11 protein-coding genes are annotated in these 13,520 nt (G+C 44.1%); 2 read left to right on the top strand and 9 right to left on the bottom strand.

Annotation, left to right across the window (positions count from 1 at the left end):
- Positions 1-520: 520 nt before the first annotated feature.
- The 6 genes from csrA to A142_RS14095 form a co-directional block, all read right to left on the bottom strand.
- Positions 521-718 carry a carbon storage regulator CsrA gene (gene csrA, locus A142_RS14120; RefSeq protein ID WP_004415691.1) on the bottom strand — a complete coding sequence of 66 codons (198 nt, stop codon included), beginning with the start codon at positions 716-718 and terminating at the stop codon, positions 521-523.
- Between the two features lie 92 nt (positions 719-810).
- On the bottom strand, positions 811-1,992 hold the full coding sequence (locus A142_RS14115) for an aspartate kinase (RefSeq protein WP_081324713.1): 1,182 nt from the start codon (positions 1,990-1,992) through the stop codon (positions 811-813).
- Positions 1,993-2,212: 220 nt separating this feature from the next.
- Entirely contained in the window at positions 2,213-4,795 is a 2,583-nt protein-coding gene (alaS, locus tag A142_RS14110; RefSeq protein ID WP_019826334.1) for an alanine--tRNA ligase, read from the bottom strand.
- Between the two features lie 252 nt (positions 4,796-5,047).
- Positions 5,048-5,536 carry a hypothetical protein gene (locus A142_RS14105; RefSeq protein ID WP_019826331.1) on the bottom strand — a complete coding sequence of 163 codons (489 nt, stop codon included), beginning with the start codon at positions 5,534-5,536 and terminating at the stop codon, positions 5,048-5,050.
- 179 nt (positions 5,537-5,715) lie between these two features.
- Positions 5,716-6,222 carry a thiol peroxidase gene (tpx, locus tag A142_RS14100; protein WP_019826330.1) on the bottom strand — a complete coding sequence of 169 codons (507 nt, stop codon included), beginning with the start codon at positions 6,220-6,222 and terminating at the stop codon, positions 5,716-5,718.
- A gap of 164 nt (positions 6,223-6,386) precedes the next feature.
- Positions 6,387-6,665, bottom strand: coding sequence for a hypothetical protein (locus A142_RS14095; protein WP_019826329.1), 279 nt, complete (start codon positions 6,663-6,665; stop codon positions 6,387-6,389).
- A 230-nt stretch (positions 6,666-6,895) separates the two neighbouring features.
- On the opposite strand from A142_RS14095, the gene A142_RS14090 reads away from it, so the two are divergent.
- Positions 6,896-7,783 carry a winged helix-turn-helix domain-containing protein gene (locus tag A142_RS14090; RefSeq protein WP_029405723.1) on the top strand — a complete coding sequence of 296 codons (888 nt, stop codon included), beginning with the start codon at positions 6,896-6,898 and terminating at the stop codon, positions 7,781-7,783.
- A gap of 163 nt (positions 7,784-7,946) precedes the next feature.
- Here the strand turns inward: A142_RS14090 and recA are convergent, their stop codons facing one another.
- On the bottom strand, positions 7,947-8,987 hold the full coding sequence (gene recA / locus A142_RS14085) for a recombinase RecA (RefSeq protein WP_029405722.1): 1,041 nt from the start codon (positions 8,985-8,987) through the stop codon (positions 7,947-7,949).
- 139 nt (positions 8,988-9,126) lie between these two features.
- A complete protein-coding gene (gene pncC, locus A142_RS14080; protein WP_029405721.1) occupies positions 9,127-9,621 on the bottom strand; it encodes a nicotinamide-nucleotide amidase in 495 nt (164 codons plus the stop codon).
- A gap of 124 nt (positions 9,622-9,745) precedes the next feature.
- On the opposite strand from pncC, the gene mutS reads away from it, so the two are divergent.
- On the top strand, positions 9,746-12,307 hold the full coding sequence (gene mutS, locus A142_RS14075; protein WP_019826322.1) for a DNA mismatch repair protein MutS: 2,562 nt from the start codon (positions 9,746-9,748) through the stop codon (positions 12,305-12,307).
- A gap of 140 nt (positions 12,308-12,447) precedes the next feature.
- Here mutS and rpoS read toward each other — a convergent pair whose 3' ends face one another.
- Positions 12,448-13,428: an RNA polymerase sigma factor RpoS gene (rpoS, locus tag A142_RS14070; RefSeq protein ID WP_017059027.1), complete on the bottom strand. Its 981-nt coding sequence runs from the start codon at positions 13,426-13,428 to the stop codon at positions 12,448-12,450.
- Positions 13,429-13,520 lie beyond the last annotated feature (92 nt).

Here is a 13,520-nt window from a genome sequence, read left to right as displayed (position 1 = left end):
TACTCCCTTAGCAGGGGAGCGCCTTCGGCCTCTCGGCCACCTCACCGTCTTGCGGAGGCACATATTACGTTTTACCGAAAATATGTCAAACACTTTATTGAAAAAAATTGGACAAAAACACTCAACCGTTTGCTATTTAACCAAAGCGCTTGCAAATTGAACTTATAAGATTCAAATCGCGCTTTTTCCCTTAAAAATTAAGGTGAAAGATTGGCAATAATAAACAGCCGAAAACAATTATCTAATTTATCCAGCAGCAAGTGCTACCGCTGATGGCACAATACTACGGGATGCGTATTTTCGCCATAGGGGAAGCTAATAAATCTTGAGTTTTGCCAAACAAAATAGAGAGCAACAGTTCTGTTCAACCTTGTCTGTATCTCACAACATCACAAAGCATTCACTTCACAACTTTGAGCCCGATCCGTTATCCAACTCATCTATGTCATAATGAGTGTTTCGATTCCCCAAGATCAAAAAAGGCTAGCAACAATGCTAGCCTCTTCTCTACGCAAAAGTATTAGTAGTTGCCAGATGCAACGTTACCATTACCTTTTTCAGCTTGAATGCGCATGTAGATCTCTTCACGGTGAACAGATACTTCTTTAGGTGCGTTAACACCGATACGTACTTGGTTGCCTTTAACGCCTAGTACAGTAACTGTTACTTCATCACCAATCATCAGTGTTTCGCCAACGCGGCGAGTCAAAATTAGCATTCTTTGCTCCTTGAGTAATCTCTAAATTTATCTAGCTACGAGAGCATTATCCAACAAAAGTTATATTTTCGTAAACTATCGATTGAGTTTATTTAACCAAAATGCACTTCTTTTTTAGGATAACCCTGTGTTTCACGCGCTACGATGTATGCATTGTGTAATATGTTAGCAGCCATATCGACTTGCGTTGGTGATATCACCAAAGTTAAAGACTGCTGCTGCAATAAGTGATGCTGTACATCAATTTCGCCTTCAGACAACAATCCATGTGAACTGACCACAATTTCTTGTGTTCGGCTTCCTACCACAGTTAACAAACTAACCTGTTCACTATTACGGATTTTCTCGTCAAAAACTAGTTTTAATTTGGCACTTATGTCTTGTTTAATAATGAGTGCTGCCCGTTCTGTTTCCTCGATCACACTACAGACTTCGATCCCCAACAGTTGGCAATGTGAAATGAAAGACGGTAAGTCTTCATTCAAACACTCGATACGCACCATATCTCTTTGAATAGCGATACCAGCAATATCATTCAAACACTGATTCCCCGTGATCAATGTGCCCTCGCCTTGTTCAAAACTTGAAAGCACGCGCAATGGCACGTTGTGCTGCCATGCATACTGAACACACGGAAGATGCAAAACCTTAGCACCTCGGCGGGACATCTCTTCCATAGAAGGGAAGTCTAAAGTATCTAATTTTTGAGATTGCTTCACGACTCTAGGATCACAAGAGTAAACACCATCTACATCAGTATAGATCTGGCATTCTTTCGCCTGTAAGGCACCCGCAAGCGCTACCGCTGTAGTATCTGAACCACCGCGACCTAATGTTGTGATATCGCCTTTCGCATTGAATCCTTGAAAGCCTGCAACAATGACAATCTGGTTGTCATCTAACAGTGCTTGAATCGGGGCAGTATCAATACGCTCAATCGCTGCATTATTATGATTAGAATCCGTGTGTATCTTGGCTTGATAGCCAGTCATCGATGTCGCTTCATAACCTAACTTGTGTAACGTCATTGCTAACAAGGCCATGGAAACTTGCTCGCCAGCCGTTAACAGCACATCCAGTTCTCTAGCGTTTGGTACGCTATCAACTTGTGTGGCTAAGTTAACCAACCGATTTGTTTCACCTGACATAGCAGAAACGACAACCACAATCTGGTTCCCTTCATTTTTCGCTTCAATGATTTTTTCTGCTACATGATGGATTCGTTCAATTGAACCCACCGACGTTCCACCAAATTTCTGCACGATAAGAGGCATTTTCACCCGTCCTCACCTTCCCAAGACCAATGTCTATATATGACAAAAAAACACATACTCCGCGTCAGGGCGAAGCAATAAAAAATTAACCAAGGAGTCTAACGCCACCATTAGACTTCTTGGTTAATCTCAATCAAACCTTGTTTAAACACGCTTCCAATAGGCAAAATAAAAGATGCCCAATCAACTGATTGGGCATCTTTGTATCAATTACTTAAGCTTAAAGACGCTCTTCTAGCCAAGTACGCACAGATTTAAGTGCTTCTGGCAGTGCTTCAACGTCAGTACCGCCCGCTTGAGCCATATCTGGACGACCGCCACCTTTACCGCCAACTTGCTCAGCAACCATCTTAACAAGGTCACCCGCTTTTACTTTGCCGATTAGGTCTTTGGTTACACCAGCAATCAAGCCAACTTTACCGTCTGCTACGTTTGCGATCAGGATGATGCCGCTACCTACTTGGTTTTTAGCATTATCAACCATAGTACGTAGGTTCTTGTTGTCTGCGCCTTCAATTGCAGCAACCAAAACTTTAGTACCAGAGATGTCTTCTACTTTGCCCATGATGTTTGCGCTTTCTGCAGCAGCCATCTTTTCTTTAAGCAGTTGGATTTCTTTCTCTAGAGATTTCGCTTTCTTAGCTGATTCAGCAAGCTTCTCTTCGTAAGCGTTAGCCTGAGCCTCTACTGCATCTAGAGCAGCTTCACCCGTTACCGCTTCAATACGACGAATACCCGCAGCAATACCACCTTCAGAGGTGATCTTGAATAGGCCGATATCACCCGTGTTACTTGCGTGGATACCACCACAAAGCTCAGTAGAGAAATCGCCCATAGATAGAACGCGCACTTCATCATCGTACTTCTCGCCAAACAGTGCCATTGCACCTTTTTCTTTCGCTGACTCGATATCCATGATGTTGGTTTCAATCACGTGGTTCTTACGAACTTGTGTGTTAACCAAGCGCTCTACTTCTTTAATCTGTGCCGGTGTTACCGCTTCAAGGTTAGAGAAGTCAAAACGTAGATTGTCTGGCTTAACTAAAGAACCTTTCTGAGCAACGTGCTCACCTAACACTTCGCGCAATGCAGAGTGAAGTAAGTGCGTTGCAGAGTGGTTTAGTGAAATAGCAGCACGACGCTCAGCGTCAACGGTTGCTTCTACTTTATCGCCCTTAGCAAATACACCTTCTACTAGCTCACCGTGGTGCGCAAATGCGTTACCTAGCTTTTGAGTATCTTGTACTTTGAAAAGACCTGACGCTGTTTTTAGTGTACCAGCATCACCACATTGACCGCCTGACTCAGCGTAGAATGGCGTCTCTTCAAGGATGATGATTGCTTTGTCGCCAGCCGATAGTGAAGATACTTCTTCGCCGTCAACAAATAGCGCAGAGATTTCACCAGCACCTTCAGTTGCTGTGTAACCACAGAACTCAGTGTTGGTGTCTACTTTGATTGTCGCGTTGTAATCAGTGCCGAATTGGCCAGCTTCACGTGCACGCTTACGCTGTGCTTCCATCGCCTTCTCAAAGCCTTCTTCATCGATAGTAAAGTCGCGTTCACGAGCTACATCGTTAGTAAGGTCAGCTGGGAAGCCGTATGTGTCGTAAAGTTTGAAAACTGTTTCGCCGTCAAGCTCTTTGCCTTCAAGTGCGTCTAGTGCGTCATTAAGAATAACCATGCCGCGCTCTAGAGTACGACCAAAATTCTCTTCTTCAATGCGAAGTACTTTTTCAACAAGCTCTTGCTGTTTCTTAAGTTCATCTGCCGCAGAGCCCATCACTTCAGCCAGTACACCCACAAGTTTGTGGAAGAACACGCCTTGTGCGCCAAGCTTGTTACCGTGACGAACTGCACGACGAATAATACGACGTAGAACGTAGCCACGACCTTCGTTTGAAGGCATAACGCCGTCAGCGATTAGGAATGAACAAGAACGGATGTGGTCAGCAATAACGCGTAGCGATTGGTTAGATAGATCGTCATGACCCACAACTTCCGCTGTCGCTTTGATTAGCTTTTGAAATACATCAATTTCGTAGTTAGAGTGAACGCCCTGCATGATTGCAGAAATACGCTCAATACCCATACCTGTATCTACAGCAGGCTTAGGTAGCGGTTCCATTGTACCGTCAGCGTGACGGTTGAACTGCATGAATACGTTGTTCCAGATCTCGATGAAACGGTCACCATCTTCTTCAGGTGTACCAGGACGGCCGCCCCAGATGTGCTCACCGTGATCGTAGAAGATTTCAGTACATGGACCACAAGGACCTGTGTCACCCATCGTCCAGAAGTTATCAGACTCGAACTGTTTACCGCCTTCTTTGTCGCCAATGCGAACGATACGGTCAGCAGGAACACCTACTTTTTTGTTCCAGATATCGAATGCTTCATCATCTGTCTCGTATACCGTTACCAGCAGACGGTCTTTTGGCAGTTGAAGAGTCTCAGTCAGGAATTCCCAAGCAAAGCCAATCGCTTCTTCTTTGAAGTAGTCGCCAAAGCTGAAGTTGCCTAGCATTTCGAAGAACGTGTGGTGACGAGCCGTGAAACCTACGTTTTCAAGGTCATTGTGTTTACCACCCGCACGTACACAACGCTGAGCCGTAGTTGCTCGAGTGTAGGCACGCTTTTCGGCGCCTAAGAAGCAATCTTTGAATTGGTTCATACCTGCGTTAGTAAATAGCAGGGTTGGATCGTTATGTGGAACTAACGATGAACTGTCTACGATTTGGTGTCCTTTGCTCTCAAAGAACTTAAGGAACGCGTTGCGAACCTCATCAGTGCTCATGTACATGCAGCTCTTCCTGAAAATAGTCGAGTTAGAATTTTGCCGTATTGTAGATCATGGTTAAGGCTTCGACTAGTTTTCTTGTAGAAAAGACGCCCTTGGATAGGATTTTAGTTGGAATTAGCGAAAATGAAGAATATTCCACTAGGTTGTACCAAGTAGATATGAAGAAAACCGGTGTGATGAATGTTTATGGGGGAGGCTTCAATCAACTCTGATAAGTAAGAGAACGCACTGGGTATTACTGATTATAGAAGGCTAGCGCTTAGTGCAGATATGATTGAACTCTTCACTATTATTGGCAGAGAACAGATAAAGAAAATCACCTTCCAATTCAATATCATATTGAATCGTAAAACCCTTATACAGCGCCTGATTACGATTGATCATGTCATTCGGGTGTTTATGTCTGAAGTTCACTTCATTAAATACCATCTCTAAATGATTATCTTGCAATGTGTATTTTCCGACAAACACTACCTCTGCCGTTTCGACTGCCCCCTGCTGATTCACAGTTTGAATCCTATCGCTGACAAAAAAATCTTCGTCAGAACTAAATGAGTACAGCATAAATTCATTCAACTCAGAGTACTGCGCATACGATGGCGTAACAAAACCCAAATGTTTGAGGTTACACGCCCACTGACTCCCTCTTAAAGAGATAGGTTGAATGAGTAAGACAATTGTCAGAATCAATGCACCTAACGCTGAAATCATGACAAAAATTGCAGGCTTAGATTTTATCAATGCGTGACACCTTGTATCTGATTTGATTCTCTACTTACCTATCATCCACAGCAAGCATTGGAATTATAAGCGTAGACTGAAACCTGCTTAGGTTCAGCAAAATATTGTAATCCATAAAGTTTCGCCTAATTAGCAGTGAAGCCTTGGTGCCCAAAATTCACCAAGGCCTCTCGCTATGATTAAGCTTTCAGAGCTTCAATAATAGCGTTGTAGTTTGGCTCTTCAGTCACTTCCGAAACCAGTTCGCTGTGTAAAACTACATTATTCGCATCTAGTAGGATAACTGCACGAGCTGACAAGCCAGATAGTGCATGCTCTTCAAACTGTGTACCGAATGCTTTTAACAGCTCTGGATTTTTGAATACCGATAGCTGCTCCACGCCTTCCACACCCTCGCTCTCTTGGTAACGAGCAAGCGCAAATGGTAGATCGGTTGAAACCGTGTATACATCCACTGACTCTGATTTTAGCTCTGCTAGTTCAGAGATCACCTTAGTGCTGCTTGAACATACTGGTGTATCAACGCTTGGGAACAAGTAGATCAGTTTAAAATCAGCTTGTTTTTCTGAAATCGTTAGTGGTGCTAACGATACCGATGTCATTACTGGTGTAGTAAGTACTTCACCTTTTTGTGGGAAGTCACCTGCTAGTGCGATTTTATCGCCCATAAATGTCACTGTGTTCATGTTTATTCCTTTCAATGTAATTCTAAAAATGGCTGTTGTAGCTGACTGTGTTGCTATTATCTAAAGACATTCAAATCGAACATCTCTTATCTATATGTCATTCATAATTTGCACCTGCGAAGTCAGTAAAAACGTTTATTAACCCTCGGGCGCAAATTCAACGCTTAGGCAGCTTCGATTACTTTTCGTATTTGATTGAGGATAGGAACCGCATCGTCGAAACCAACAGAAAGAGAGAAATCAATTTCTTGATCAATATGCTGCTGAGCAACCTTTAGTAAGGTCACCTTGTCGCAGTGTTCAATACTCTTATCTTTATCGGCAAAAATCTTAGTAAGAGACTGAACGACATCCAGTTGAAAGGACTCTATGGAAGTGACGTCCTTATACTCTTGCAACAGCTGATTCACCGATTGAGAGTTTTTCTGTTTAATTTCTGGCATCCTAATTACCTTTAAAACAACGATTAGAAGTCAAGCTATCACCCAAGCTCGAGGCGGCATTACGTTAGCAACCAGCCATCGCTTCCACCACAAACCATTGCCAAACAAAAACATAACCACATAGCTAAATGTAATCTTTATATAACCAATGAGATTTTACAGTTACAGACAGCCCTCCTATGCTTAAAGTACCGCCCGCCAAAATGAACTCCATTTAAATTACTGAGCCCATGAATCAAACGCGTAATATCACCTATTCCGTCACTATTGATACTGAGATAAGGACGCTGACTCACCATCCAGTGGATATCACGGTCAGCATGCGCCCTCTACCATTCAAGGTTCTGTTGTACTTGTTAAAGCACCAAGATAGATGCATTTCGCGAGAGGAGTTATTTGAAGAGTGTTGGCAAGGTGTATTGGTTACCGATCAATCTCTAACCAACACCATTAGTTATATTCGCAAAGTATTCAAAAAATTAGACACCAACGAGCTCGAGCTCAAAACAATCAGTAAGCAAGGTTACTTGTTGGTGATTTCACCAAAGCAACAAGCTCCGCAAGTTGAAGAAATTAAGCCGTTCGCTGAGGCTGAAGTGCAACTTGAATTGGCGAGTGCAGACACTGGCATTGATGACGCAAAGATAAGCCCAGATTTACAACAACCAGTCAGTAATCAAAAAACGAAAACCAAGTTTCCTCGTCAATTTACGTTAAACTTATGTGCCCTGTGGCTGGGCATCATATTAGTCGCCTACTACTCCATTCATTACAACAAAGAACGAGCGCCATTTTTAGATAAAGACAACTACCAGTCCTATGCGTTTGGTAGTGCCACGCTTTATGTTCATGACCAATCAAATACAATCACTGCACCCGAAATGACCTCATACATCAATCACCTCGAGCTATCGCAGTGCAATGTAAAAAATATCTACATTCGTATCACTAATTCAGCTTTCCGAGACAACATCATTTCAATGTATGCTTTTGTTTTTACCAACAATCGAAAGAGTCAAAATATCTTCAAACAGAAGCTAGACGGCCTCAATATTTACCCATCCATTATTAATCCCTTACTGGAGTCCTTTTACTGCAAAGGCAAACCACAGCAATAAGTGATCTTGTCGCTCAAAAAATCAGTGGCTTAGCTTTGAGGGGGTTGCAGATAGCGAACGCCGAAATGAGAAACAGAGGAAGTGCGGTGAATGTGTCTGCCAATAAAAAAGCCCCGCATACAATGCGAGGCTTCAAGTTCTTAGCTAAGAGTAACGATTTAGATTAAAACTCTTCGTTCTCTTCTTCTTTCTCTGCTTCTTTCTCTTCTAAAACAGCAGGAGTCAGTAGCAAGTCACGAAGTTTAGTATCGATCTCTAGAGCAACTTCTGGGTTTTCACGTAGGTATTTACCAGCGTTAGCTTTACCTTGGCCGATCTTATCGCCTTTGTAGCTGTACCAAGCGCCCGCTTTTTCTACTAGCTTATTCTTAACACCTAAGTCGATAAGCTCACCTTCGCGGTTAAAGCCTTTACCGTAAAGGATTTGAGTTTCAGCTTGTTTAAATGGTGCTGCAATCTTGTTCTTAACAACCTTGATACGAGTTTCGTTACCAACAACTTCATCACCATCTTTAATCGCACCAGTACGGCGAATATCAAGACGAACAGATGCGTAGAACTTAAGTGCGTTACCACCTGTTGTTGTTTCTGGGTTACCGAACATCACACCAATCTTCATACGAATTTGGTTAATGAAGATAGCCATACAGTTAGACTGCTTAAGGTTACCCGTCAGCTTACGCATTGCTTGAGAAAGCATACGAGCCTGAAGACCCATGTGGCTATCGCCCATTTCGCCTTCGATTTCTGCTTTTGGTGTTAGTGCTGCTACTGAGTCAATAACAAGAACGTCGATTGCACCTGAACGAGCCAGTGCATCACAGATTTCAAGCGCTTGCTCACCCGTATCTGGTTGAGAAACAAGAAGTGCATCGATATCAACACCAAGCTTTTGAGCATAGATAGGGTCTAGTGCGTGCTCCGCATCAACGAATGCACACGTTTTGCCCACTTTCTGTGCTGCAGCAATAAGCTCAAGCGTTAGCGTTGTTTTACCTGATGATTCAGGACCGTAAACTTCTACGATACGTCCCATCGGTAGGCCACCAGCACCTAGTGCGATATCTAGAGATAGAGAACCTGTAGAAATAGTTTCTACGTCCATTGTGCGGTTATCACCAAGACGCATGATAGAACCTTTACCAAATTGCTTTTCAATCTGACCAAGGGCTGCGGCTAACGCTTTTTGTTTATTCTCGTCCATTTCTATCTCCACATAATCGGTTGTCTCAACAAGCGATCTAGAATCTATTTCTAACCCACATAGGGGTGACTAATTGGCTTTCATTATACTGTTGATTCATACAGTGTCTATACCTGTATGAAAATAATTTGTACAAATGTTACTTACCTTCCATTGATAGGTAATCATAAATAACTTGCAGGGCATGGTGCGTGGCTTGTTGGCGTACTTGTGATCTGTCGCCTGTAAATACATGCGTTTCTACTTTATCCCAGCCATTTAGCGCTTTCCACGCGAAGCATACTGTACCAACAGGCTTATCTTTGGTCGCGCCGCCTGGGCCAGCAATACCACTGATTGATACAGAGATAGTCCCGTTTGAATGTTGCAATGCCCCGCTCGCCATTTCTATTACGACAGGCTCACTCACAGCGCCGAACTCAATTAAGGTTTTAAGTTGTACACCTATCATCTCTTGTTTGGCTTCATTGCTGTACGTAACAAAAGCGCGATCAAACCACCCAGAGCTGCCCGCAATATCGGTGACAGCTGTTGCTACACCGCCGCCAGTGCAAGATTCAGCCGTCACTAACACGTGTTTGTGTTTAGCGAGTAAATGTCCGAGCTGTTCACTAAGGTCTTGAGTCATCTGCATCATCAGCTTCCCTTTATTTACTGTCATATCATTTGGATTCGCATCTTTTCGCATCAGCCGCTTTTCGCACGAAACGCTTTCACGTATCCTAAGCCGCAATAGAAATAAACGAAAGAAGTTAACTGTGAAAGCCGATCAAAAACATACTCCTATGATGCAGCAGTACCTAAAACTGAAAGCAGAAAACCCAGAAATTCTGCTGTTCTACCGCATGGGCGATTTCTACGAGCTTTTCTACGATGATGCTAAAAAAGCTTCTCAACTCCTCGATATTTCACTGACTAAACGCGGTTCATCAAACGGTGAACCTATTCCTATGGCGGGTGTTCCTTACCATGCCGTTGAAGGGTACCTTGCAAAGTTAGTGCAACTTGGTGAATCCGTAGCAATTTGTGAACAGATTGGTAATCCAGCAACTTCAAAAGGCCCTGTTGAGCGAGCTGTTGTACGTATCGTTACACCCGGTACCGTGACCGATGAGGCATTACTTTCTGAGCGCGTTGATAACCTGATTGCTGCCATCTACCATCACAACGGTAAGTTTGGTTACGCGACATTGGATATTACCTCCGGTCGATTCCAACTTTGTGAGCCAGAAACCGAAGAAGCAATGGCCGCAGAACTGCAGAGAACCTCGCCTCGTGAGCTACTGTTCCCTGAAGATTTCGAGCCAGTCAATCTAATGGCAAGCCGTAATGGCAACCGCCGCCGCCCTATATGGGAATTTGAATTAGACACCGCTAAGCAGCAATTGAATAAGCAGTTTGGTACTCGCGATCTGGTTGGCTTTGGCGTAGAAAGCGCGAAACTGGGTCTATGTGCGGCTGGTTGTTTGATCCAATATGTGAAAGATACCCAACGTACTGCCCTTCCACATATCCGTTCTTTGACGATGGATAAGCAAGATCACTCGGTGATCCTTGATGCTGCGACTCGACGCAATCTAGAGATCACGCAAAATCTTGGTGGTGGTACTGATAACACCCTTGCCGAAGTACTTGATCACACTGCGACAGCAATGGGTAGCCGTATGCTTAAGCGCTGGTTACATCAACCAATGCGCAATATCTCTGCACTCGATCAGCGCCTAGATGCGATTGGTGAAATGAAAGATTTGGCTCTATTCACAGAGCTACAGCCAACCTTAAAGCAGATTGGTGATATTGAACGTATTCTTGCTCGGTTAGCACTTCGCTCTGCTCGTCCACGTGATATGGCGCGTCTTCGCCAAGCAATGGAATATTTGCCAGAGCTTGCTGAAACACTGACGCAACTGAAGCACCCATACCTAACTCAACTTGCTCAATATGCTTCTCCTGTGGATGAGGTTTCTGAGCTGCTTGAGCGTGCAATCAAAGAGAACCCACCGGTCGTTATCCGTGACGGTGGTGTGATTGCAGAAGGCTACAATGCCGAGTTAGACGAATGGCGCGACCTTGCAGCAGGCGCAACCGAGTTTCTTGATAAGCTTGAGCAAGAAGAGCGTGAACGTCATGGCATCGACACGCTAAAAGTTGGCTACAACAACGTACATGGTTTCTTCATTCAAGTAAGCCGTGGGCAAAGCCATCTTGTGCCGCCACACTATGTTCGTCGTCAAACGCTGAAAAATGCTGAGCGTTACATCATTCCTGAGCTAAAAGAGCACGAAGACAAAGTACTTAACTCTAAGTCGAAAGCACTCGCTATCGAGAAACAGCTGTGGGAAGAGTTGTTTGACTTACTACTGCCGTATCTAGAGCGCCTACAAAATATCGCCTCTTCAGTATCTCAGCTTGATGTTCTACAGAACTTAGCTGAACGTGCAGACACCCTTGATTACTGTCGTCCAACCATGACAGAGTCTGCTGGTGTACAAATTCAGGCGGGTCGTCACCCCGTAGTTGAACAAGTGATGGACGAACCCTTTATTGCTAACCCTATCGACCTCAACGATCAACGTAAGATGCTGATCATTACAGGCCCAAACATGGGTGGTAAGTCGACCTACATGCGTCAGACCGCACTCATTGCGCTGATGGCTCATATCGGTTGTTATGTTCCAGCAGAAAGCGCGACGATTGGTTCTATCGACCGTATCTTTACTCGTATTGGCGCATCCGATGATTTGGCTTCGGGTCGTTCAACCTTCATGGTTGAGATGACAGAAACCGCAAACATTCTGCACAACGCGACACCAAATAGCCTTGTGCTAATGGACGAAATCGGCCGTGGTACCAGTACTTACGATGGTCTATCACTGGCGTGGGCAAGCGCGGAATGGCTAGCGAATCAGATCAATGCGATGACTCTGTTTGCAACGCACTATTTTGAGCTAACTGAACTGCCGAACCAACTTCCAACGCTGGCCAACGTCCACTTAGACGCAGTAGAACACGGCGACAGCATTGCCTTTATGCACGCAGTTCAAGAAGGCGCGGCAAGTAAATCTTACGGCCTAGCAGTTGCAGGGTTAGCGGGTGTACCAAAAGCAGTGATCAAGAACGCTCGCGCGAAGCTAACACAGCTCGAGGCATTGAGTATTGAGTCTCCGACATCGAAGCCAAGTGGTGTTGATATCGCGAACCAACTTAGCCTGATCCCTGAACCGAGTGAAGTGGAGCAAGCACTAGCGAATGTTGATCCTGATGATCTAACTCCTCGCCAAGCATTAGAAGAACTTTACCGCTTGAAGAAGCTGCTTTAGTTTCTTACCAAGTAGCTTGTTATGGCCGTACTGCTATTTTCATTAGACGGCATGAAATACCAAAGCCACAAACAAAAAAACGCTGACTTAAAGTCAGCGTTTTTATTTGTCTTCTATTTAGAGAAGCATCATCCGTTCAATTAGTCGTTTTCTACGTTGAACAGGTTTTCCATGTTCAGACCTTGCTTGATCAGAATCTCACGTAGACGGCGAAGACCTTCAACTTGGATTTGACGAACTCGCTCACGAGTCAGGCTGATTTCACGGCCAACTTCTTCTAGCGTTGACGGTTCATAGCCTAGTAGTCCAAATCGACGTGCAAGCACTTCTTTCTGCTTCGGATTCAGTTCATCAAGCCAGAATATCAGTGAGTTCTTGATATCGCTATCTTGAGTTGAAACCTCAGGATCTGAATTGTTGATGTCTGGAATAATATCCAACAGTGCTTTCTCACCGTCACCACCAATTGGCGTATCAACAGAGCTCACTCGTTCGTTTAGACGAAGCATCTTACTCACATCACCAACAGGCTTATCTAGCTTAGAAGCAATTTCTTCCGCCGTTGGTTCATGATCAAGTTTTTGTGATAGCTCTCTTGCGGTACGCAGATAGATGTTCAGCTCTTTCACAACATGGATTGGCAAACGGATAGTGCGAGTCTGATTCATTAACGCACGTTCAATGGTTTGACGAATCCACCATGTCGCGTAAGTTGAGAAGCGGAAGCCACGCTCTGGATCAAACTTCTCTACGGCGCGAATTAAACCTAGGTTGCCTTCTTCGATTAGATCGAGAAGTGCAAGGCCGCGGTTGCTATAACGACGTGAAATTTTTACCACCAAACGCAGGTTACTTTCGATCATGCGTTTACGTGCTGCTTCATCACCGCGTAGAGCTCGACGTGCGTATAGCACTTCTTCTTCAGCGGTTAGTAGTGGTGAGAAACCGATTTCGCCTAAGTAGAGTTGAGTGGCATCTAAACTTTTAGACGTAACTTCAACTTCTTCTTTTGCTTCGGTTTTCTTAGTGACTGTTCGTTTTGCTTTTCCAAGAGCTTCCGGTTCCGTGGTTGCTTGGTCAAGATCGAACTCTTCTTTGGTTACTGCATTGCTTATACTCATAACGCCTCCCCCTGGCGAAATTAGCATGACATTACAACTTCATATGTCGCTAAATGACTATGTCACTCCATACAATACGTAATTTTTGCATA

This window comes from Vibrio splendidus 12E03, assembly GCF_000272105.2.
In the GTDB taxonomy this organism is placed as follows: Bacteria; Pseudomonadota; Gammaproteobacteria; order Enterobacterales; family Vibrionaceae; genus Vibrio; species Vibrio splendidus_I.
The sequence above is the reverse complement of the archived record's forward strand: the minus strand, read 5'-3'. Positions and strand labels throughout refer to the sequence as shown.

Excerpts from the sequence above, each read along its gene's own strand:
- csrA (WP_004415691.1), bottom strand. The coding sequence starts at position 718 with ATGCTAATTTTGACTCGCCGCGTTGGCGAAACACTGATGATTGGTGAT.
- A142_RS14115 (WP_081324713.1), bottom strand. The coding sequence starts at position 1,992 with ATGCCTCTTATCGTGCAGAAATTTGGTGGAACGTCGGTGGGTTCAATT.
- alaS (WP_019826334.1), bottom strand. The coding sequence starts at position 4,795 with ATGTACATGAGCACTGATGAGGTTCGCAACGCGTTCCTTAAGTTCTTT.
- tpx (WP_019826330.1), bottom strand. The coding sequence starts at position 6,222 with ATGAACACAGTGACATTTATGGGCGATAAAATCGCACTAGCAGGTGAC.
- A142_RS14095 (WP_019826329.1), bottom strand. The coding sequence starts at position 6,665 with ATGCCAGAAATTAAACAGAAAAACTCTCAATCGGTGAATCAGCTGTTG.
- A142_RS14090 (WP_029405723.1), top strand. The coding sequence starts at position 6,896 with ATGAATCAAACGCGTAATATCACCTATTCCGTCACTATTGATACTGAG.
- recA (WP_029405722.1), bottom strand. The coding sequence starts at position 8,987 with ATGGACGAGAATAAACAAAAAGCGTTAGCCGCAGCCCTTGGTCAGATT.
- pncC (WP_029405721.1), bottom strand. The coding sequence starts at position 9,621 with ATGCAGATGACTCAAGACCTTAGTGAACAGCTCGGACATTTACTCGCT.
- rpoS (WP_017059027.1), bottom strand. The coding sequence starts at position 13,428 with ATGAGTATAAGCAATGCAGTAACCAAAGAAGAGTTCGATCTTGACCAA.